We start from the raw sequence: 19,302 nt of genomic DNA on the forward strand, positions 1-19,302 counted from the left end.
ATCCGCATAAGGATTCGCATGGGAAGGGAACCCGGCTCGATGTGCCCGGAATTCCATCTGACGGGGGACTTTGTCCCCCATTCGGCCCCCGTGTGGCACCGCCCCGTGGGGGGAGGTGGCCCGCAGGGCCGGTCAGCCGGACTCGGGCCGTTCGGGCTGCGCGGGCTTGAAACCGAACTCGGTGGCCTTGGCGACCGCCTCCAGCTGGGAGCGCGCCTCCAGCTTCTCCAGGATCTTGCGCACATGGGTGCGCACGGTGGCGTAGCTGATGCTCAGGTGCTCCGCGACGGCCCGGTTGTCCAGGCCCTGGCTCATCAGCGTGAGGATCTCCTGCTCGCGCTTGGTCAGGGACTCCAGCCGCTCGGTCTGCTCCGCGGAGGACCGGGCGGTCTCCCGGTGCCGGGACAGCACCTCCACCAGGGTGCTGGCCGGGATGAGGGTCTCGCCCTCGGCGGCCGAGCGGATGGCCGCGGCGATCTCGTCGCCGCTCGCCGATTTGAGCAGATAGCCGCAGGCGCCCGCCTCCACCGCGGCCAGCAGCGCCGAATCGCTGGCGTCGGCGCTGAGGATCACGATGGCGGTCGACGGATCGTGGGCCCGGATGCTGGCGGCAGCGTCGGCGCCGGTGCCGTCCGGCAGCCGGAAGTCGACCAGCGCCACATCGGGCCCCAGCTCCTTGGCCATGGGAACGGTCTCGGCGACCGAGTCGGCCCAGCCGACGACCGTCAGGTCCGAGTACTCGGCCAGCAGGGCCCACAGACCCTCGGCGACCACCCGGTGGTCCTCGACGATCAGCACCTTGGTCAGCTCCGCCGGTGCGGTCACGGCTGTATGTCCCCTTCCGGGGGACCCAGGGGGTCGAGGGCGGGCGGCCGGACCTCGCCGAGTGGCACCCAGAACTCCACGGTGGTGCCCGAGCCCGGCGCGCTCTCGATACGGCACCAGCCGCCCGCGATCTGGGCCCGCTCCTGGATCAGCGAGAGGCCGAGATGGCCCGGGCGGGACTCCACCTCCAGCGGGTTGTAGCCCTGGCCGTCGTCGACGATCCGCACCAGACAGCCCTCGTCGAGCCCGAGCAGCTGGACGTGGACCGTCTTCGCCCGGGCGTGCTTGCGCACGTTCATCAGGGCTTCCTGCGCGGTCCGGTAGATCAGCGCCATCGTCTCCGGCGGGGGCTTGACGGTGAGCCGGTCCTCCAGCCGGTAGGTGACCCCGGTCTCGGTGCGTATCTGCTCCAGCAGTCCGCGCAGCGCCCCGGCCAGACAGCCGTGCTCCAGGCTGGAGGGGCGGAGATCGAAGATCAGCTGCCGCAGCCGGCTGAGCGAGAGCTTGAGGGTCTCGTCCAGCTTCTCCATCACCCGCTGCTCCTCGGGGTCCCGCAGCCGACGGCGCAGCTGCTGGAGCCGGAGGCTGGCCGCGGTGATCACCTGGATGGTGTCGTCGTGGATGTCGGCGGCGATCCGCCCGCGCTCGGCCTCCTGGGCGTGGACCAGATGGCTGAGCAGCGCCTGGCGGTCACGGTCGGTGACCTCCAGCAGCTCCAGGCTGCGTTCCAGGACGAATTGGGCGCGCTGCACCTCGGTGATGTCCCGGACGGTGAGGACGGTCAGCAGCCCCTCCTCGGTGCGCAGCGGGCTGATGCTGATGTCGGCCGGGAACTGTTTGGCGTCGCTGCGGCGGCCCACCAGCTCCATGCTGTGGCCGACGGGCTGCTCGAGGGTGTCGTCCCATTCGCGCAGCGAGATGGTGAGCGGCTGGTCGGGGAGGAGCGCCTCGACGGCGCGGCCGATCAGATGGTCGCGGTCGTAGCCGAAGAGGGATTCGGTGCGGTTGTTGGCGGCCTGGATCCGCCCGGCGGAGTCCACGATCACCATCGCGTCCGGGGAGGACTCGATGAGCTGGCGGAACCGGCTCTCGGCGGCCCGCAGCTGGCTGAGGTCGGAGACGAAGACGACGCACCGGGGCCGCTTGCCCTGGAGGTGCCCCCCGCTGAACTGGGCGGCGAACTCGGTGCCGTCCCGGCGGCGGCCGGACATCGCGGACGGTGCGGTGAAGACCCTGCCGATCAGCTGCTCGGAGGCGGCCCGGAAGCGTTCGGGGACCAGGTCCCGCAGCCGCTTGTCGCGCAGTTCGGCCGAGCTGTAGCCGAACATGTGCCGGACGTGGGCGTTGGCGTACTCGATCCGGCCGCGGGAGCCGAGGACCAGGACACCGCACGGGGCGTGGCCGAGGAGTTCGAGGTAGGACTCCTCGAGGCGGCTGCTCACCAGGTCCTCGAAGCGCCAGGAGGCGCGGTCGGCGCGGCGCATCGGTTCGGCGCAGTCGGCGAGCAGTTCGGCGGACATGCTGAACTGGTCGCGCGCGGCCCGGGTGATCGCTTCGAGGATCTCCTCGGCCGGGGTGCCCTTGACCAGGTAGCCGCTGGCTCCGACGGCGAGCATGTTGAGGACGGTCTCGCGGTCGCCGTGGGCGGACAGCGCGACCACCCGGGCGTCGGGGACCTGGTCGCGGATGGCGCGGACACTGCCCGGGGCGTCGCCCTTGGGCATATGTACGTCCATGATCACGACCTTGGGGCGGTGCTCGACCGCCGCGCGCACGGCCTGCTCGTGGTTGATGGCCAGCCCGACGAGTTCCAGGTCCGGGTGGGAGTCGATGAGGTCCGCGAGTGCCTCCCGGACGGCCGGGTCGTCATCGGCCACCACAACGTCGATCCGGTTGTCGCCCATCGCTACCCACCTCCCTTGAGGACGGCACCCTGGAGCTCGCGGGGCTCGAGTTCATCGCGGCGGCAGTGCGCCAGTGACGGCATGACCGCGGCCAGCGGCGCGACCAGCACGTTGTAGTGGCTTCCGATGCGGTCGCACACGGCGACGGCCGCCGCCGCGTCCCACACCGCGGCCCAGAAGGCCCAGTCGTGCCGGTGGTGGTGCTGCGCCTTGTCCAGGGCGGCCCGGCGGGCCACCGAGGCGGCCACGAGGATCCGGTACCGCTCCACATCGGTCGTGGTGCGGTGGACCTCCGCCCATCCCTCGGCACGGGTCTGGCTGGAGGTCTGCTTCCACAGGTCGGCCACCCGGTCGATTTCCTCCGGTGAGAGGTCCTCGATATGGGTCAGGAATTGCAGGACTCTCCGCGAGTTCGGGCCGAAAATAACACTCATAGGACACTCCAGGACGCATGGTACATCTACGGCACTCTCGGCCCGTCGACGAGCCGTCCCGCGGCCCTCGTGCGACCGCTTTCCCGAACGTGGGCCCCGCCCCCTCCGGCCCGGGTCCGGCCCGGCCCACGTTCTCGTTCGGGTGTGGTTCCCGTCCCTAGTGACCCTGTCCCTGGCCGGACGACATATTGATGCTGGCCTTCGCCACGCCGCCGCTCCTCTGGCCGATGAGCTGGAAGGACACACCGTTCTCATCGCCCGGCGTGATCTTGTACGAGCCCACCGCCGACGCCTTGCCGCGGCTGTCGACCTGGAAGGTCCCGATCTTCCGCTGGTTGTTGGCGGCGGATCCGGCGTAGGCGTTCACCGTCTCGCCCGGGGCGAAGCCGGAGACGTAGAAGCTGAGCGTGGTGCCCGCCCTGCCGCCGAAGGCGCTGGGCTCGGCGGACGGGGTGTACGGCAGCACCGTGAAGCCCGAGCGGACCACGGCCCGGCTCTGGTCGCCGATCGCCATCAGCGTCTGCCGTCCCTTGAGGCCGTACGGCACGTTGAACGCCACGTCGCGGATCTGCCCCATCTCGTTCGCCTGGGCGGTGAAGGCGGGGAGGCCGCCGGTGGAGTTGATGTACACCAGCACCCGCTCACCGGGCGCGAACTTCTTGGCGGACAGCGTCAGCCGCTGACCGGCCTTGAGCGCGTACGGCGAGGACTTGATCGAGGGGTACATCGCCAGCATCTGGAACGGCGCGGTGGCCGTGGTCTTGCTGCGCTTGCCCACCAGGACCAGGGTGCTGGAGCCGGTCGGGGCCACGCCCACCTTGATGTCCGCGCGGCCCACACTGCCGCCGCTGTCGGTGTGCAGCGTGGTCACGGGGGTGCCGGTGGTCCGTCCCCAGAACACGTCGATCGCCTCACCGGGGCGGAAGCCGTGGGCGCTGACCGAGACCACATCACCCGGCCGCCCGACCATCTTGTTGATCCTGGCGGTGCCGACCGCACCACCGGTGATCACTTGGGCCTGGGCGGTCTTGGTGCTGCCGCGCTGCTGGGCGACGAGGGTGGTGGGCCGGGTGCCGACCGACTCCGGCAGGGTGAACCGGGCGTAGATCGAGCCGTAGCGGTCCGTTTTGACGCTGCCGATGGGACGGCCCTTGGTGTCCGACTTCCGGGCCTTCAGCAGGATGTCCACCGTGGCCTTCTTGTCGAAGCCACCGCCCTCGACCGCGGCCTTGCTGCCCGGTGTCACCAGACCCGGGTTGATCACGATGATCGGGCCGGAGGACTGCGGGATGCGCTGGTTGCCCAGCCGGATGGTCTTGGGCTGCTTCGGCGGCCGCACCTCCTGCTCGGACCGCTCCTTCTTCGGGGAGCCGCCACCTCCGTTGCCGGTGGTGTTCAGGGCGCCTCCGAAGCCGCCGCGCGCGACGACCTGGACGAGCGATCCGACGATCGCGAAGACCACGAGAGCGAGCAGGACCGTCTTCCAGGTGATCTTCTTCTTGTTCCTGTTCCGCGGAGAATCTCCCTCGTTCTCGGGAGCATCCCTGTCCTCGTCCTCCGGAACATCCCAGTCGTCGTCGTACTCAGGCATGGCCTTCACCTCCTCTTCCCATGGCTATTGCACACGGTAGATTTCCAGCTTGATATTGCCCTGGGTGTCCGACCAGACCTGGTCGGAATTCCGCAGCGCTTGCAGTATCCAGTTCTCCCGGCCATCCGCGTTGTTTGCCGCGATGGACTTGCGCATCTTGTTGGACATGATGATGTAGTCGATGTTCTGCCACCTCTTCTTGAACAACTTGTCCCGTAGATCGGGGTCCGAGGAAGCATTCCAGTGGGAATGCGCATACGGATAGAACGGACGTACGTCATGCAATTCGCCCCATAGGTCGTCGTCCATGATGATTCGCGCGTCGGGCGGAATGTGCTTGCGCACCCATGCGATCTGAGCGTGCTGCATTCCGGTGAGGTTCAGCCGGGACTGATACTGGTCCGCGATCTGCACATGGCCCTCGGTATTGGTGTGCACGAGGTATCCGGACGCTGGTGAGGCCAGCAGTACGAGGGCCACCAGTGCAGGCAGAGCGACCCGCACCGTGGAATGCGCCCGCCGCATGAACCGGCTGGAGTACGCGGCTCTCAGCATCCGGTCGGTGACCATTCCGATATTCATCGCGAACATCGGGATCAGCGGGGTGACGTAGAAGTCCAGCACCACACTGCCGCGCAACAGGTAGAACGTGTACCCGAAGGCCAGTGTCCCGGCGATCAGAAATCCCAGGTTGCGCTTGCGGTCCCGCAGCCCCCACCACAGACTGATCACCATCGCGGCCATCCCGACGATCAGCAGGAAGCTGTCCCGGACGAGCCAGCTGGTGTGCAGCAGCCCGTTGTGGCTGAGCAGGTTGCCCTGGTTGCGGTTGACCTGCCACCACAGGGTGTAGAGCAGTGAGACGTGGTCCGCGGGCGGATTGTTCAGATCGAAGTCGATACTGCTCGGGAACAGCTCGTTCTTGAGCAGCGCGTAGGTCACATAGGCGCCGATCGGGGCCGCCGCGGCGAACGGCCACAGGCTGCTGGTGAACCGGCTGCTGGGCGATCCCTTGATCCGCCGGTAGAGCAGATACATGAAGCTGGGCACAAAGAAGATCGCGTTCTCCTTGGTGATCAGCGCGATCCCCAGGGCCAGCCCGCCGCCGAACACCGATCTGATGGTGATCTCTCGCCGCAGCAGCGCGAACAGGCTCAGCAGCAGCCAGAACATCATGAGGTTGTCCAGCAGGACCTGGCGCTGAAAGTAGACCGCGATCGGCGAGACGTTGAAGAAGAACGTGGTCACGGTCGCGGCCAGCACACTGCCGGACAGCCGCCGGGTGATCTCGAAAAGCAGATAGGCGCTCGCGAGATGCACCAGCAGCATCAGGAAGCGACCGGTGTTGATCGCGTTCCCAAAGGTCTCGAACTGGCTCGGCAGCGGGAAGACCCACCCGGCCAGCGTGATCCAGCCCATCGGGGCGTGGTCGTAGTCATAGGTGTACGGGGACAGGCTGGTCTCCCGCACCAGCGACCACGCCCGCTGCATGTAGATGCCCTCGTCGGTGAGGTACAGCGGATAGCGGAACAGGTGGTAGCCGTGTGTGAGGGCTCCGGTGAGCAGGGCGAAGACCAGGGCGGCCCGGCCCTTGCCGCCCAGCGGGGGAAACCAGCCGCGCTCCACGGAGAAGCGGGGGCGCCGGCGCCGCGCGGGGCGCCGGGGAGCGTCGCCGACCTCGACCGGCTGCGGGGACCTGGTGTTATCCGACACGCGACTCCGCCTCCTCGGTCGTCGCCCGGTGGGCGCCCACGTGCTGCGTCTTCTCCCAGTCATGGCGGCCGATCAGCTGCCGCCGCATGGCGCGCAGCGCGGCGTAGGCCAGCACCAGCTGGAAGGGGAACCAGGCGATGGCCATCCGGACGACGGTCTTCGGCGAGGCTTCGAGGCCGTGCGCGCCGGTGAATTCGTAGAGACCGACCACCTGGACCAGGAAGTGCGCGGCCAGCAGCAGCACGGGCAGATAGGAGAACAGCGCGATCAGGACCGGCACCTTGAGGATCAGGATCATCCCCAGCGACAGCGGCAGATACAGACCCAGCAGCGCCTGTCCGCGGGGGAAGGCCAGCACGTAGAAGGCGAGCCAGCGCTGTTTGCGCGTGGGCATCTCCTTCCAGGTGCCCTTCTTCAGGGTCTGCATGAAGCCCTGGCTCCAGCGGGTGCGCTGCCGGATGAAGTGGCCGAGCGTCGGCGGGGTCTCCTCCTTGGTCACGTACCGGTCGTCGTAGACCACGCGCACCTTCTCGCCCATGGCGGAGATCCGCAGCCCCATGTCGGCGTCCTCGGTGAGGTTGCGGTCGTCCCAGCCGCCGAGCCGCATCAGCAGCTCACGGGCGAAGAAGACGGTGTTGCCACCGAGCGGGATGGAGCCGTAGTGGGCGTGGTAGTGCAGCCGGCTCTTGAACCAGAAGAAGTACTCCAGGACGTTCAGCGTCGAGTACCAATTGGACTGGTAGTTCATCAGCTGGACCCCGGCCTGGACCACCCTGACCTGCTCTTGGACCATCACCGTGTTGACCAGGCTGAAGATTTTCGGGTGGATGTCGTCTTCCGCGTCGAAGATCGTCACCACGTCCTTGGTGGTGTGCGGAAGAGCCGCGTTGAGCCCATGCGGTTTGTTGATCGGCTTGTCGCCGAACACCACGACGCGCACGTTGTGCAGCCCTTCGCGGTTCAGCTCGTCGATCTTCTCCTCCGCCTTCTTCACCGTGCCGGTGTCGTCCTGTGAACAGATCACGAAGACCTCCAGCAGCTCGGGCGGGTAGTCGGCCCGCACCACGCGCTCGATGGTGCTCTGGATGACGTCCTCTTCATGCCGGGCGGGCAGCAGGACACTGAACGAGAGATGGGGCGACAGAAACGACTTCGGTGCCCTGGCCTTCCGTTCGGCGTCCGACCGGTCCCAGGTGTAGAGCATGAGATAGAGGACATGGGTCGACTGCACGGTGAGCAGGATGGACACCGACACCAGCACGAAATAGATGATCGCGACAATCATCGGCTTCGCCTCCCCCAGACCCAGCCCGTACTGGTGGCGAAATTGACCGCGAACGCGGCTCCGATGCCGAAGCAATTCGCCAGCAGCAGATGCATTCCCGCACGGACCAGCGACCAGACGATGAACACGTTGACCGCGAGTCCGCCCAGTACGGATACATTGAATTTGACGAACCGTCCGGCGGACCGGGCGCGAGCCGCGAAGGTCCACCGGTCGTTCAGCAGATAGTTGTGGACCACGGCGAGTTCCACCGCGATCGACGACGCCGCCAGCAGCGGAAGCCCGACCCAGTGATAGAGCACATAGAGGACCGCGGTGTTCACCAGTACGCCGCCCCCGCCGACGAGTGCGAAGCGCACGGCGAGACCGGACAGGCCCGTCGGCGGAATCCGCACCGAGAGGGTCCGCGAGAACATTCCAGTCCGCCTCCGGACGGTGACCTCCGCCCGTTCGTCCGGCTCGCTGGTGCGCTCGCTGAACGTTCGGAAACGCTGCATCGCGACTCCCTCGACAGGAGGCTCTTTCGGCCAGTGAGTCCAAGAGTGCGTCACCCGAAAAGGAGGTAGTACCCGCGGTCGGGGGAGCGGGTGGTACACCTTCGGCGGACCCCTCTTCTCCCCCGTATTGGGGAGTGCGGGGACCGCGTCGCTCGGGGCGGTCCCCCAAAGAAGGGACCCGCTCTTCCCTCTCCCGCGGGTGTCAGTACCCCCGGGGGATGCCCAAGATGAAATGGGCCCGACGGCCTTGCGTCCCGTGCGAGGAGAGTAGGTGACGTAATGTCAGGTCACGTGATGTCACGCCATCGATGCGCCGGCCGGGCCGGAGCGTTCATCGTGCTGATGACGCTCGCTACGGCCACGCCGGCCGCGGCAAGTGAATCCGACAGCGGCTCGCTCCACGATTCCGAATGGGCGCTGACCGCGCTCAAAGCCGAGCGTGCCTGGAAATTCAGCAAGGGTGCCGGAGTGACCGTCGCGGTCATCGGCACCGGAGTCGACGCGACCCATCCGGATCTGCGCGGGCGCATCGTGCGCGGAAAGGATTTCGCGAACGGTGCCAGCGGCTTCGGCAATCGCGATGACGGCCGCGCGGCGGAACAGAGCACCCATACGGCCGGAATCATCGTCGGCACCGGCCGCAACTACCGCGGCGACGGGGTGTACGGCCTGGCCCCCGAGGCACAGGTGATGCCGCTGGGTGTCTACCGCGATGGAAAACCCCTGGCCGACGCCACCGCGAAGGCCATCCGGCACGCCGCGAGCCATGGGGTGCGCGTCATCGACGTGGGCGTCTCCTTCAAGCGCCCGACCCCCGCGCTGCGGTCCGCGGTGAAGTACGCCATCGCTCAGGACGCCGTGGTGGTGGCGGGCGCGGGCGACAACGGCAAGGAGGGCAACCGCCCCACCTACCCGGCCGCGCTGCCCGGGGTGGTCGCCGTGGTGGCCACCGACAAGAAGGGCGCGGTGTGGACCTCCTCCCACCGCGGCGGGAAGCTCACCCTGGCCGCGCCCGGGGTCGCCATCCTGACCACGGCACGTAACAACAACTACTGGACCGGTGACGGTACCGGCTACGCCGCCCCCTGGGTCGCCGCCGGGGCCGCCCTGCTGCGCTCGGAGCACCCCCGCTGGAACTCCCGCCAGGTGGTCCAGAAGCTGATCGACACCGCTGACCGCAAGGGATCGGCGGGCCATGCCCCGGCTCACGGCTTCGGGCGGATCGCCCCGGCCAAGGCGCTCGCGGACCGGGCCGCGCCGCCCGCCTCCACCGATCTCTCGGCCGCCGGGCACCATCCGCGCACCAAGCCCGCCTCCGCCGAGGAACCGGCGGGAGACGAATCAGCCCTGATCACGATAGGGGTGGTGGCAGCGGTGCTGGTGGTGCTGGCGATTTTGGCGGTGGTGCTGATCAGCCGCCGCAGGCCCCCGCCCAACAACTCCCACAACGGCTGACCGGCGGGCCGTGCGATGCCCGCGACGATACGCGGCCGGGCCGGCGGGGACCGTCCGGTGACGCGTCGGCGCACGCCCAGGTGGACGGTCCGGGGCATGGTGCAGCTCGCGGTCATGGTGCTGGTGGTGGAGGCGGCGATGGCCGCGGCCATCATGCAGTCCCTGCTCTCGCCCGGCTCCGCCCCCGATCGGCCGCCGCCGCGGTCACTCCCGGTGGCCAAAGGGTTCTTCCCGGCGACGGCCCGCTTCTACACCGACCCGCACAACCCGGCCGCCGAGTGGGTGCGCGACCATCCGCGCGACCGGCGGGCGGCGGCGATCCGCAGACAGATAGCCGCCCAGCCGCAGGCCGCATGGTTCACCGAGACCAATGAGTCCCTGGTCGAGGAGCGGGCCCACGGCCTGGTCCGGCGGGCCGCGGCCCAGGGGCGGCTGCCGGTCCTCGTCCCCTACACCATCCCCCTGCGCGACTGCGAGCAGCTGAGCTCCGGCGGAATCGGGGACGTGGCGGCGTACCAGCGCTGGATGGACGCCTTCACCCGGGGGATCGGCGACGCCCCCGCGCTGGTGATCCTGGAACCGGACGCGCTCGCCCACATGGGCTGTCTCAAGCGGCGGCAGCGCGCGGAGCGGTTCGAGGCGCTGTCCTACGCGGGTCAGGTGCTCCAGCGGCGGGCCCCGCGGGCCCGGGTCTACTACGACGCCGGTAACTCGGGCTGGCAGCCCGCCCGCACCATGGCCGAGCGGCTGCGGCACGCCGGGGCCGACCGGTACGGGGACGGCATCGCCCTCAACGTCTCCAACTTCAACGAAACCCGTGACGAGGTGCGCTACGGCCGGTCCGTCGTCCAGGACCTGGGCCGCCCCGGGCTGGGCATGGTGGTGGACACCAGCCGCAACGGGGCCGGGCCCACCCGGCACCACCGCTTCTGCGATCCGCCGGGCCGCAAGCTGGGCACCGCGCCCACCACCGCCACGGGGCAGCCCGGGGTCGACGCCTTCCTGTGGGTGAAGCATCCGGGGCAGGCGGACGGCTGTGTCGCCGGTGCGGGCATCTTCGTCCCCGGCTATGCGTACCGCCTGACCGGTTGACGCGCCCTGCGTGACCGGTTGACCCGTCGCTGACCTGCGGCAACAAGCCCGGCCGGAGTCCCGGCCGGGCTTTTTTGTGCCCTCCTCCCGGGGCTCTCCCGGACCTCTCCCGGGCACCTCCGCACCGCCCCTCGGGCCCCTCCCCGGCCCTCGTGCGCCCCGAACCAGCCCCGCAAATCGGACATAACCCATACGAAACGGCCGAATTCCTCTACCTCAACTGAGGTAGGCGGAATTCGGCCGTTTGGCGTGCCCTGAATTCCTGCAATTGAAGTAGCCAAATTTCAATCGTGCGTACGGTGCTTCGGGCCTTGTTCATTCCCTAATGTCGTTGAGCGAAAGGACAAAACCGAAGGAGCTCCATCGATGCAAAGAGTTCTCGTCGTGGAGCACCACGCTCAAATGCTGAGTGCTCTCGCAGACCTCGTAGTCGAGGAGCCCGGACTGGAGCTATCCGGAATAGCTGGGTCGGCCCGTGAAGCAATTTCTCTGGCCCGATACATGCAACCGGATGTGGTGCTGATCGACGTGGACGAGCCGAGTTGGCAAGCGCAACGGCTGGACCGCCAGATCGGCGCACTCCTTCCGAGCGCTCGGATTGTCCGGCTGACCGCCGTCTCCGACCCGCAAATGGAATGTCTGGAATCTCCGACAAGAACAACCAGCGTCCTCAAGACCGCAGTACCCGAATTCCTCAGGAGCATCAGCGAATGAATTCCCCCATGGATCAGAACAACGCCCCGACCAACGGCGAGACCACCAAGACGTCGCGCATTCCGCGCCCCAACCGTCTGCGTGTGGGTATCGCGACGGCCGTCGTCGCTGTCGCTGCCGTGGGTGGCACTGTCACCGCCTTTGCCATGAACTCCGACGACTCGACCGGCACCAGCGCCGCGTCGAAGAAGGTCGCCGGTGCCGGTTCCGAGGGTCCGCTGTCCACCCACAAGGGTGACATCGTGGACTCCGAGGGCAAGAAGGTCGTCCTGACCGGTGTGAACTGGTTCGGCTTCGAGACCGGCAGCTACGCGCCGCACGGTCTGTGGGCCCGTAACTACGAGTCCATGCTGGACCAGATGGCCGACAAGGGCTTCAACACCCTGCGTCTGCCGTACGCGAACGACATGTTCGACGCCAAGGCCAAGCCGACCGGTGTGAACTACAAGCTGAACCCGGAGCTGAAGGGCCTCAAGCCGCAGCAGATCATGGACAAGATCGTCAAGGGTGCCACCGACCGTGGTATCCGGGTGATCCTGGACCAGCACCGTCCGGACCAGCAGGGTCAGAGTGAGCTGTGGTACTCGCAGAGCCTGACCGAGAAGAAGTGGCTCTCCGACTGGGTCAAGCTGGCCAAGCGGTACAAGGACAACGACCGGGTGATCGGCGCCGACCTCCACAATGAGCCGCGTGGCCAGGCCACGTGGGGCGACGGCAACCCGAAGACCGACTGGCGCCTGGCGGCCCAGAAGGCCGGTGACGCGATCCACAAGGTCAACAAGGACTGGCTGATCTTCGTCGAGGGCACCGACCGCCACAAGAACGAGCAGTTCTGGTGGGGTGGCGACCTCCAGGGTGTGAAGAAGCACCCGGTGAAGCTCAAGGAGAGCAACAAGGTCGTCTACTCGGCGCACGACTACGGTCCGGGCGTCTACATGCAGGGCTGGTTCATGGCGAAGAACTTCCCCAAGAACATGCCTGGCATCTGGGAGAAGCACTGGTCCTACATCAAGAAGCAGAACATCGGTCCGGTGCTTCTGGGTGAGTTCGGTGGTAAGAAGACCGCCGGTAAGAGCAAGGAAGCCATCTGGCAGAACGCTCTGATGGACTACCTGAAGAAGCACGAGATCAGCTACACGTACTGGTCGTGGAACCCGAACTCGGGTGACACCGGTGGTGTTCTGAACAACGACTGGAAGACCGTCGACAAGAACAAGATGAAGATGCTGTCCAAGTACCAGACGCCTCTGCTGGAGGCGAAGAAGGGGAACAAGTCGGAGTGACCCCGGCTGGTACCACGCCATCACGGCGATAGGACAGCGAGGGCCCGCAGGCACCGCCTGCGGGCCCTCCATCGTGTCCGGGGCCGTCGCGCCGTGTGCCCTCGCGGTCACCTGTCGTCGCAGGGGAAAGCAGGAGAAGCAGGAGAAGCAGGGGAAAGCAGGGGAAGACAGGAGGAAGGCGCGAAAAGGGAAGCGAGGCGTCCGCCGACCGGGTTTCCTTCCCATGACACTGCCCCGTCCGTCCACCGGTCGGATCCTCTTCCCGGTCACCGTGCTCACGGTGATCGTGGCCGACCAGGTGACCAAGGCGCTGGCGCTGGCCGCCTGGGGCGGTATGCCGGGACCGCGGACCGCCCTGGGGCCGTTCCGCGCACTCCTGGTCCACAACACGGGGGTGGCCTTCGGGCTGGGGCACGGGCGGCCGGTCCTGATCACCCTGATCACCCTCGCGGGCGCCGCGGCCACCCTGGCCGCCGCCGGGGCGGGGCTGCGGGCCCGCAGCCGCGGGGCCGCGCTGGGGCTGGGGCTGATCGCCGGTGGCGCCATCGGGAACGGCGCGGACCGGGCCCTGCGACCGCCGGGCCCGCTGCGCGGGGCCGTCATCGACTGGATCACGGTGGCCGGCCGCGGCCCGGTGTTCAACCTCGCCGATGTCGCGCTGGTCGCCGGAACCCTGCTGACCGCGGTGGCGCTGCTGCGCGGCACCGTGCGGGAACGGACCGCCGTCCGCTCCGCCGCCGGACCGGACCCGGACCGGATCCCGGGCCCGGCCGCGGATCAGGGCCGCGGGCCGGGTCTCGGGCCCGGGCCACCGCCGGACCCCGGCGCCGGGGTCGTCAGCCTCCGGCCTTGTGCACTGCGCTCTGCCCCGCGTCGGCCTCCGCGCCCGGCGCCGTCCCCGGCTCCTGGCGCTCCCGCTCCGCGACGGAGTCCGCGTACTCCCGGAGCCGCCCGAGCGTCGCTGCGTCCGTGCCCGCCTCCACCCGGGCGGCCAGCGCGCGGCTGATCCGCTGGTACACGGAGAGCTCACGGGCGCAGCGATGACACTCCGCCACATGCGAGCGCACCCGGCCCGCGTCCTCCGCGTCGAGTTCGCCGTCCAGATACGACTGGAGCATCGACGCGTCCACCGGGCACTGTCTGGTCCGGCGCCGCTCGGTATCCCGCCACCACGTCCATCTGCTCATGCCCCACCTCGCTGTGATTCCAGTCCCGTGGCCAACAGCCGGTTGCGGATCCGCTTGCGCGCCCGGTGCAGCCTGCTCATCACCGTGCCCTTCGGCACGTCCAGCACCTGTGCGGCCTCCGCGTAGGACAGCCCGTCCACATGCACCAGCCGCACCACCTGCTGGTCACGGAGCGGCAGCGCCGTGAACGCGGCGTCCACGGCCTCGTCGAACGCCGTGTCGACCACCAGCTCCTCGGGTGTCGCGTCGAGGGCCGGGGTCAGCCGTTCCAGCTCGGTGTCGGGGTCGTCGAGCAGTCGGGGCCGGCGCTGGCGGCGCCGGCTCACCTCCGCATGTCGCATGATCGTCAGCAGCCAGGCCCGTGGATGTCTCCCGTCAAAACGCCCGACTGCTCGGTACGCCCGTAGTAACGTGTCCTGCACGAGATCCTCGGCGTCCGCACGCTGGGCGGTCAGAGACATCGCCACGCGCAGCAGCACCTCGATCTCGGGCAGGACGTACTGGGCGAACATGCGTTGCTGATGGGTGTCCGGGTCAGCCACAGGTGCCTCCTCGGATCCGGACCCCCCGGGGACGCGAAAGACGACATATCACACTCTGTGTAACATCCCGCTCACAGCGCCGCACGGCACGTTCGGCAATCCGAGTGGTCTGACGCGTCGATCTCCTACGGGTTCACGATGCGCTACGCGTTCACGGAGACCAGGCGCTTTCCGCCGGTGGTGCGGACCTCGAAGTGGTCGATGTCGGCGAGCTTCATGCCCGCGCCGCCGTGGGCCCAGAGCGGATCTCTGGCCTCCTTGTGGGGGCTGTTCTTCATCCCGTAGCCCCACTCCGACACCGACCAGGTCGTCATGACCTGCTCATCGCCGTCCTTGGAGACCGCGATCAGGCTGCAGTCCAAGGGGCCCTTGACGTTCTTCAGCTGGAGAACGGCGTCGGTACCCCACATCTTGTCCTCCAGGGCGACCGACGCGTTCACCTTGGTGACCGGGTCGGTGCCGTGCACCTTGACCGGCATCTTGACGAACGCGGCCTTCGGGCTCGGGCTGGCCGTGACCGTGGTGTCCTTACCGGAGTCCGAGGTGACGGCGATGGTGCCGAGCGGTCCCCCGACGATCATCGCGACCGCCGCCGCGACCAGGTAGAGGCCGCGCCGCCGCCGCTTGCTGCGGGCCGCGGCGACCCGCGCGACCATACGGTTCAGCAGGGCCGGGCCGGGGCGTGCGGTGAGGGTGTCGATGGCGGTGGGAGTGGCGGTGAACACATGCGGGGTGTGGCCCGTCAGCGCGGTGCGGCCGGGGGAGCTGTGGATCCCCGGGATGTCCGCGGCCAGGTCTGCCAGCAGGGGTTCCAGTCCGGTCAGCTCGTCGAGCTGCTGTCCGCACTGACCGCAGCCGGCCAGATGGGCTTCGAAGGCGGTGGCCTCTACCTCGTCGAGCACGCCGAGCACATACGCCCCAACGGCGTCATGTCCCGCGTGGTGCGCCTGCGCTGTCATGCCGTCACTCCTCTCTCCTCAAGCGCGAGCTTCATGGAGCGCAGCGCGTAGAAGACCCGGGATCGAACCGTCCCGCTGGGTATGCCTAGCGTCTCCGCCGCCTCGTTGACCGTCCGGCCCTTGAAATACGTCTCGACCAGCACCTCGCGATGGGCATCGCTGAGGTCGTGCATCGCGTCGGACAGTGTCATCAGCCGCAGCGCCCTGTCGATCTCGTCCTCCGCCGGCATGAGTTCCAACGGGGAGGGGTCGACCTCCTGGGGCCGGGCCTGCCGGCTGCGGTGGCCGTCGATGACGATCCGCCGCGCGACCGTGACCAGCCAGGGCCGGATCGAACCGGTGGCCCGGGACAGCTGGTCCGCGTTCCGCCAGGCGCGTACCAGGGTCTCCTGGACGACATCCTCCGCACGGTGCCGATCGCCCGCCACCAGGCGCAGTACGAACGCGAGCAACGGCCCGGCGTGCTCCTGGTAGAGCGCGCGCATGAGCTGCTCGTCCGGTGTCCCGCGATGGGATCTCGACGGACGCTCATCGGCCACGGCGGCATCGTCCTGCACACGAACCTCCAGGACCTGACCTGAGTTGGACAACATCTGGCGACTCCCGGTCTGAGCCCCGGGGGGGTTGGGCGGCCGTTCGGCCTCTTCCCCCATCACTACGCACGGGAGGGGGCGGCCGCTCAACGCGTCGCGAAGAAAATCCGATCAGGTTCGGAGGGCAGGGCGCGGAAGGACGCGGGAGGATGCGAGGTGAGGTGTGCGGGGAGGCCCCCGGGACGGCTCAGGAGACCATGGCCTCGAGCACCAGGGGCTGCACCTTGCCGTCCAGCATCGCGCCCAGCCCCTCCACCGCGCAGATATCGGGGCGGTCGGCGATGTTCAGCGGCATCCCGGTGGCCTCGCGCAGCATCGAGTCCAGCCCGGGGAGCAGCGCGCTGCCGCCCGCCAGCATGATCCCGCGGTCGGCGAGGTCGGCCACCAGGTCGGGCGGGCAGCGGCGGAGCACCGTGCCGATCGAGTCCAGCAGCCCGGTGAGCGGGGTGCGCATGGCGGTGCGTACGCCGTCGACGTCCACCCGCACCGAACGGGCCAGCCCGGTGGCCACGTCCCGGCCGTGCACCTCGGTGACGCGCTCGGCGCCCTTCGTGAGCGGGCCTTCGTCGTTGAGCACCATATGCAGCGGGCGGACCGCCTGGCTGGGCAGCATCAGCGCGTGTTCGTTGCGCAGATGCTGGATGAGGGCGTGGTCGACGGTGTCGCCGCCGACCGGCACCCGCTCGGCGGCCACGATCGAGCCCAGCGACAACACCGCGACCTGGGTGGTGGCCGCGCCGCACACCACGATCATCGTCGCCTCGGGCCGTTCCACCGGGAGCCCGCAGCCGACCGCGGCGGCGATCAGGGTGTCGACCAGCTCGACCCGGCGGGCGCCGACGCCGGTGAGGGTCTCCACGGCGGCGCGCTGGGCCAGCGGATCGGCGTCGTGCGGGACGCAGACGGCGGCGCTCATCAGCGGACGGCGGCGCCAGGCGCGGCGCAGTTTGTTGCCGAGCAGCAGCCGGAGCATGCGCTGGGCCATGGCGATGTCGACGACGGTGCCGCCGGAGACGGGGCGGACCACCCGGATGTGGGCGGGCGTACGGCCCGTCATGCGCTCGGCGAGGCTCCCGACCGCGATCAGACCGCCGGTGCGGGTGTTCACGGCGGCGACGGTCGGCTCGTCCACGATGACCCCGGAGCGCTTGAGATAGACCCGGGTCCTGGCCGCGCCGAGGTCCACGGCGATGGTGCAGCGGCGCAGTCGCTCGAGGCTGATGGTCATGGCAGGTCTCCCTGTGGGCGGCGTGGCGGGCCGCCGCCCCGGCGGCCCTGTGATCATCGTGTGCGGACGATCAGGGCGGGCGCCTGCGGGGCTGCGCCGCCTGGGCGAGGGCCGTCCCCTCATCCGTACGCGCCCGGAGGGTGGTTGCTCAGCCCTTCGCGTCCGCGTAGCACTCCACCGCCGCCACGGTGAACGGAAAGCGCACCGGGGTCTCACCGAAGGCGATCCGGCCCGCCGCGTCCGCCGCCGCGGCGATCGCCTCCCGTACCGCTTCGGCCTCCTCCTCCGGGCAGTGCACGATGACCTCGTCGTGCTGGAAGAAGACCAGCTCCGCGCGGAGCCCGGCCGAGGCCAGGGACCGCCGCAGCGCCGCGAGCACCAGCAGGGCCCAGTCCGCGGCGCTGCCCTGCACCACGAAGTTCCGGGTGAACCGGCCGCGGGCGCGGGCGCCGGCGGTGCTGCCGTACGACGGCTCCTCGTCCTGGTCGCGCGGCAGACCCGCCTCGTCGGCGAACTCCTCGCCCTCGGCGCCCGCGGCGGGCGGGCAGGTGCGGCCCAGCCAGGTGCGCACCAGCCTGCCCTCCACACCCGCGCGGGCCGCGTCGTCCACATACGCAACGGCCGCCGGGAAGCGGCGCCGCAGGGCGGCCAGATGCTTGAGGCCGTCGCCCGAGGTCTGTCCGTAGATCGCGCCCAGCAGCGCCAGTTTGGCCTGGTCGCGGCGGCCCGCGAAGGCGCGGTCGGACAGGGTGGCGTACAGGTCGCGGCCGCTGCCCGCGACCTCCATCAGCCCGGGGTCGCGGGAGATGGCGGCGAGCACCCGCGGCTCCATCTGGTCGGCGTCGGCGACCACCAGCCGCCAGCCCGGGTCGGCCACCACCGCCCGCCGCACCACCTTGGGGATCTGCAACGCGCCGCCGCCGTGGGTGGTCCAGCGGCCGGAGACGGTGCCGCCGGGCAGATACTCGGGGCGGAAGCGGCCGTCGCGCACCCAGGACTGGAGCCAGGCCCAGCCGTGGGCGGTGTGCAGCCGGTAGAGCTTCTTGTAGCGCAGCAGCGGCTCCACGGCGGGGTGGTCGATCCGCTCCAGCTCCCAGGCGCGGGCCGAGCCGAGTGCGATCCCCGCCCGGGCGAACGCCTTGACCACCTCGGCGGGCAGATCGGGCCGCACTCGCACGCCGCCGAAGGCGCGCGAGACCTCGTCGGCCAGCTCGGCCAGCCGCCGGGGCTCCAGACCGCCCGGATAGCGCTCGCCGAGCAGCTCGTCCAGCAGCGCCCGGTGGCGGTCGGCGCGCCAGGGCACCCCGGCGCGGTTCATCTCGGCGGCGACCAGCGTGCCCGCGGACTCGGCGGTGATCAGCAGCCGCATCCGGTCGGGGTGCTCGGCCGCCTCGGCACGGGTCAACTGGTGCGCGTACACCGCGAGCAGGGCGGCGAGCGGATCGGTGCCCGGCGGCAGCGGCGGCGGGCCGGGCTCGAACAGGGACGGCTGGCTCTGCGCCGTCCGCGGCGGTGGATCGGGCGGCACCGGCAGCCCGCGCAGCCGGGCCCAGGCGGCGGCCAGGGAGCGCGGTGCGCCCGAACGCCCCTCGTGGCCGAGCAGCAGTGCCTCGGCCGCTTCGGTGTCCCAGCACCGCTCGACCCGCACCCCGGCGGCGAGCAGCCGCGGATGGATCTCGGCGGTGGACCGCCACACCCAGCGGTCGGCCTCGGGGCGGGACCGCACCGCCTCGGCGATCCCGCCCTGAGCCGCCGTGACCTCCACTGCCGGCCCGGCGGCTCCCCCTTCGGCGTTCAGCGGGCAGAGACGAACACCCCCGTCGTCCGTCTCCGCCACTGCCCACCGCATGACCGTGAGTCTGGCAGGGGGCACTGACAACGGCCCCCGGCCGGCGGTCCGGAGACCCGGCGGGAGCGGCCAACCCGGGACGCCTCCCTGACGTCTTACGTCACAGCGGAAGAGATGACGAGTGTTCTGCTCTGCCCGGGGCAGGAGACGC

The 19,302-nt window shown here is 69.5% G+C and carries 17 protein-coding genes and 1 pseudogene; 5 read left to right on the forward strand and 13 right to left on the reverse strand.

From position 1 onward, the window contains the following. Positions 1 to 132: 132 nt before the first annotated feature. The 7 genes from HUT19_RS22045 to HUT19_RS22075 form a co-directional block, all read right to left on the reverse strand. The gene (locus tag HUT19_RS22045) at positions 133 to 825 is read right to left on the reverse strand and encodes a response regulator transcription factor (RefSeq protein ID WP_176182122.1); all 693 of its coding nucleotides are present in this window, start codon (positions 823 to 825) and stop codon (positions 133 to 135) included. Next, positions 822 to 2,729 carry a PAS domain S-box protein gene (locus tag HUT19_RS22050; RefSeq protein WP_176182123.1) on the reverse strand — a complete coding sequence of 636 codons (1,908 nt, stop codon included), beginning with the start codon at positions 2,727 to 2,729 and terminating at the stop codon, positions 822 to 824. Before HUT19_RS22050 ends, HUT19_RS22045 begins: the two co-directional genes overlap by 4 nt. Before the next feature lie 2 nt (positions 2,730 to 2,731). Next, the gene (locus HUT19_RS22055; RefSeq protein ID WP_176182124.1) at positions 2,732 to 3,163 is read right to left on the reverse strand and encodes a hypothetical protein; all 432 of its coding nucleotides are present in this window, start codon (positions 3,161 to 3,163) and stop codon (positions 2,732 to 2,734) included. A 157-nt stretch (positions 3,164 to 3,320) separates the two neighbouring features. Next, entirely contained in the window at positions 3,321 to 4,754 is a 1,434-nt protein-coding gene (locus HUT19_RS22060; RefSeq protein ID WP_254885704.1) for a hypothetical protein, read from the reverse strand. Positions 4,755 to 4,778: 24 nt separating this feature from the next. Beyond that, entirely contained in the window at positions 4,779 to 6,467 is a 1,689-nt protein-coding gene (locus HUT19_RS22065; RefSeq protein WP_254885705.1) for a glycosyltransferase family 39 protein, read from the reverse strand. Continuing rightward, positions 6,457 to 7,752 (reverse strand): glycosyltransferase, encoded by a 1,296-nt coding sequence (locus tag HUT19_RS22070; protein ID WP_176182126.1) that lies wholly within the window; start codon positions 7,750 to 7,752, stop codon positions 6,457 to 6,459. The genes HUT19_RS22065 and HUT19_RS22070 overlap by 11 nt, the downstream gene beginning before the upstream one ends. After that, on the reverse strand, positions 7,749 to 8,249 hold the full coding sequence (locus HUT19_RS22075; protein WP_176182127.1) for a GtrA family protein: 501 nt from the start codon (positions 8,247 to 8,249) through the stop codon (positions 7,749 to 7,751). Before HUT19_RS22075 ends, HUT19_RS22070 begins: the two co-directional genes overlap by 4 nt. Positions 8,250 to 8,543: 294 nt before the next feature. Here HUT19_RS22075 and HUT19_RS22080 point away from each other — a divergent pair, with 294 nt between their 5' ends. The 5 genes from HUT19_RS22080 to HUT19_RS22100 all read left to right on the forward strand — a co-directional run bounded on the left by HUT19_RS22080 (position 8,544) and on the right by HUT19_RS22100 (position 13,799). Beyond that, the gene (locus HUT19_RS22080; protein WP_254885706.1) at positions 8,544 to 9,704 is read left to right on the forward strand and encodes a S8 family serine peptidase; all 1,161 of its coding nucleotides are present in this window, start codon (positions 8,544 to 8,546) and stop codon (positions 9,702 to 9,704) included. A gap of 96 nt (positions 9,705 to 9,800) precedes the next feature. Continuing rightward, positions 9,801 to 10,796 (forward strand): glycoside hydrolase family 6 protein, encoded by a 996-nt coding sequence (locus tag HUT19_RS22085; protein ID WP_254885707.1) that lies wholly within the window; start codon positions 9,801 to 9,803, stop codon positions 10,794 to 10,796. A 366-nt stretch (positions 10,797 to 11,162) separates the two neighbouring features. Further along, positions 11,163 to 11,510, forward strand: a complete 348-nt coding sequence (locus tag HUT19_RS22090) for a DNA-binding response regulator (protein WP_176182130.1) — start codon at positions 11,163 to 11,165, stop codon at positions 11,508 to 11,510. An 8-nt stretch (positions 11,511 to 11,518) separates the two neighbouring features. Next, positions 11,519 to 12,793, forward strand: a complete 1,275-nt coding sequence (locus HUT19_RS22095; RefSeq protein ID WP_254885708.1) for a glycoside hydrolase family 5 protein — start codon at positions 11,519 to 11,521, stop codon at positions 12,791 to 12,793. 223 nt (positions 12,794 to 13,016) lie between these two features. Next, entirely contained in the window at positions 13,017 to 13,799 is a 783-nt protein-coding gene (locus tag HUT19_RS22100; RefSeq protein ID WP_176182132.1) for a signal peptidase II, read from the forward strand. Between the two features lie 37 nt (positions 13,800 to 13,836). Here the strand turns inward: HUT19_RS22100 and HUT19_RS44335 are convergent. The 6 genes and pseudogenes from HUT19_RS44335 to HUT19_RS22125 form a co-directional block, all read right to left on the reverse strand. Continuing rightward, positions 13,837 to 13,980: pseudogene (locus HUT19_RS44335) on the reverse strand (zf-HC2 domain-containing protein); the annotation flags it as partial. Continuing rightward, positions 13,977 to 14,522: an RNA polymerase sigma factor gene (locus HUT19_RS22105; protein WP_176182133.1), complete on the reverse strand. Its 546-nt coding sequence runs from the start codon at positions 14,520 to 14,522 to the stop codon at positions 13,977 to 13,979. The gene HUT19_RS22105 and the pseudogene HUT19_RS44335, both read right to left, overlap by 4 nt. Before the next feature lie 143 nt (positions 14,523 to 14,665). After that, on the reverse strand, positions 14,666 to 15,481 hold the full coding sequence (locus HUT19_RS22110; protein ID WP_176182134.1) for a zf-HC2 domain-containing protein: 816 nt from the start codon (positions 15,479 to 15,481) through the stop codon (positions 14,666 to 14,668). Then, positions 15,478 to 16,074: a sigma-70 family RNA polymerase sigma factor gene (locus HUT19_RS22115; protein WP_176182135.1), complete on the reverse strand. Its 597-nt coding sequence runs from the start codon at positions 16,072 to 16,074 to the stop codon at positions 15,478 to 15,480. The genes HUT19_RS22110 and HUT19_RS22115 overlap by 4 nt, the downstream gene beginning before the upstream one ends. Before the next feature lie 187 nt (positions 16,075 to 16,261). Continuing rightward, complete coding sequence (locus tag HUT19_RS22120; protein WP_176182136.1) at positions 16,262 to 17,302, reverse strand: rod shape-determining protein; 1,041 nt, start codon at positions 17,300 to 17,302, stop codon at positions 16,262 to 16,264. Positions 17,303 to 17,450: 148 nt separating this feature from the next. Beyond that, positions 17,451 to 19,151: a bifunctional 3'-5' exonuclease/DNA polymerase gene (locus tag HUT19_RS22125; RefSeq protein ID WP_176182137.1), complete on the reverse strand. Its 1,701-nt coding sequence runs from the start codon at positions 19,149 to 19,151 to the stop codon at positions 17,451 to 17,453. Positions 19,152 to 19,302: the final 151 nt, after the last annotated feature.

Origin of the sequence: Streptomyces sp. NA02950, from assembly GCF_013364155.1 — a bacterium.
Lineage (GTDB): Bacteria > Actinomycetota > Actinomycetes > Streptomycetales > Streptomycetaceae > Streptomyces.

Excerpts from the sequence above, each read along its gene's own strand:
- HUT19_RS22125 (WP_176182137.1), bottom strand. The coding sequence starts at position 19,151 with ATGCGGTGGGCAGTGGCGGAGACGGACGACGGGGGTGTTCGTCTCTGC.
- HUT19_RS22085 (WP_254885707.1), top strand. The coding sequence starts at position 9,801 with ATGGTGCAGCTCGCGGTCATGGTGCTGGTGGTGGAGGCGGCGATGGCC.
- HUT19_RS22100 (WP_176182132.1), top strand. The coding sequence starts at position 13,017 with ATGACACTGCCCCGTCCGTCCACCGGTCGGATCCTCTTCCCGGTCACC.
- HUT19_RS22095 (WP_254885708.1), top strand. The coding sequence starts at position 11,519 with ATGGATCAGAACAACGCCCCGACCAACGGCGAGACCACCAAGACGTCG.
- HUT19_RS22050 (WP_176182123.1), bottom strand. The coding sequence starts at position 2,729 with ATGGGCGACAACCGGATCGACGTTGTGGTGGCCGATGACGACCCGGCC.
- HUT19_RS22115 (WP_176182135.1), bottom strand. The coding sequence starts at position 16,074 with ATGTTGTCCAACTCAGGTCAGGTCCTGGAGGTTCGTGTGCAGGACGAT.
- HUT19_RS22110 (WP_176182134.1), bottom strand. The coding sequence starts at position 15,481 with ATGACAGCGCAGGCGCACCACGCGGGACATGACGCCGTTGGGGCGTAT.
- HUT19_RS22060 (WP_254885704.1), bottom strand. The coding sequence starts at position 4,754 with ATGCCTGAGTACGACGACGACTGGGATGTTCCGGAGGACGAGGACAGG.
- HUT19_RS22090 (WP_176182130.1), top strand. The coding sequence starts at position 11,163 with ATGCAAAGAGTTCTCGTCGTGGAGCACCACGCTCAAATGCTGAGTGCT.
- HUT19_RS22070 (WP_176182126.1), bottom strand. The coding sequence starts at position 7,752 with ATGATTGTCGCGATCATCTATTTCGTGCTGGTGTCGGTGTCCATCCTG.
- HUT19_RS22075 (WP_176182127.1), bottom strand. The coding sequence starts at position 8,249 with ATGCAGCGTTTCCGAACGTTCAGCGAGCGCACCAGCGAGCCGGACGAA.
- HUT19_RS22055 (WP_176182124.1), bottom strand. The coding sequence starts at position 3,163 with ATGAGTGTTATTTTCGGCCCGAACTCGCGGAGAGTCCTGCAATTCCTG.
- HUT19_RS22120 (WP_176182136.1), bottom strand. The coding sequence starts at position 17,302 with ATGACCATCAGCCTCGAGCGACTGCGCCGCTGCACCATCGCCGTGGAC.
- HUT19_RS22080 (WP_254885706.1), top strand. The coding sequence starts at position 8,544 with ATGTCACGCCATCGATGCGCCGGCCGGGCCGGAGCGTTCATCGTGCTG.